Annotated in this window: 1 protein-coding gene; it reads left to right on the top strand. The window is 68.7% G+C overall.

Annotated features, from left to right (window positions below):
• Window positions 1-1,117 (top strand): IS110 family transposase (locus tag GWI24_RS44560; RefSeq protein WP_210951690.1); only part of this gene is annotated, 1,117 nt, incomplete at its 5' end.
• Window positions 1,118-1,212: the final 95 nt, after the last annotated feature.

Below are 1,212 nucleotides of genomic sequence, written 5' to 3'. Positions count from 1 at the left end.
CACGAACGCAGTGCTCGCCCTGCGAGAACACCTGCTTGCCGCCGAGGTCACCCTGGTGGTGATCGAGGCGACGTCGGACTACTGGAAGCCCTTCTACTACCTGCTGGCCGACGAGTTGAACGTGATCCTCGTCAATGCCCGGCAGGTCAAGAACCTGCCCGGCCGCAAGACGGACGTCTCGGACGCGGCCTGGCTGGCCCAGCTCGGTGCGCATGGTCTGGTCCGTCCGTCGTTCGTGCCCGAACAGCCGGTGCGCGAGCTGCGGGACCTGACCCGGGCCCGCACCCAGATGACCCGCGAGCGCGGTCAGATCGTCCAACGCCTGGAGAAGCTGCTGGAGGACACCGGGATCAAGCTGGCCGCGGTCGCCTGTGACCTCATGGGCGTCTCCGGCCGAGCCATGCTGGAGGCCCTCATCCGCGGGGAACGCGACCCGCAGGTCCTCGCGGATCTGGCCAAACGCAAGCTCCGCAACAAGATCCCCGAGCTCACCGAGGCGCTGACCGGACGCTTCCGCGCCCACCACGCGTTCCTGACCCGGCTGCACCTGGACCACTACGACCAGCTGACCGATGCCATCGGACAACTGGATGCGCGGATTGAGGAGGTGATGGCCCCCTTTTGTCCCGCGCTCGACCTCCTGGACACCATCCCCGGGGTCAACCGGGCCGTCGCCGAAGTGATCATCGCCGAGACCGGCGGCGACATGAGCCGTTTCGCCTCCGCCAAGCACCTCGCTTCCTGGGCGGGGGTCTGCCCCGGCCACCACGAGTCCGCCGGCCGCACCAAGAACACCAAGGTTCGCCCCGGCAACCCCTACCTCAAAGGCGCCCTCGGCCTCGCCGCCTTCGGCGCGGCCAGGACCAAGGACACCTACCTGCACGCCCGCTACAAACGGCTGACCGCCCGCCGCGGACCGCTCAGGGCCCTGGTCGCCATCGAGCACTCGATCATCACCGCGATCTGGCACATGCTCACCGCCAACGTCCCCTACCAAGACCTCGGCGGCACCTACTTCGCCCGGCGCGACCCCGAACGCGCCACCCGCCGCGCGGTCACCGCGCTCAACCAACTCGGCTACACCGTCACCCTCAACCCACTGGAAGGCGCGGCCTGACCGACCAGAGCCAGGAAACCCGGCGACCGCCACGGCCACCGGGAACCCAGCCCTGCCCACACCCGCCCTGAACTGCTGCTATTTACGCGTCAGAG

It is taken from the genome of Streptomyces sp. MK37H (assembly GCF_018035285.1).
Lineage (GTDB): Bacteria > Actinomycetota > Actinomycetes > Streptomycetales > Streptomycetaceae > Streptomyces > Streptomyces endocoffeicus.
The sequence above is the reverse complement of the archived record's forward strand: the minus strand, read 5'-3'. Positions and strand labels throughout refer to the sequence as shown.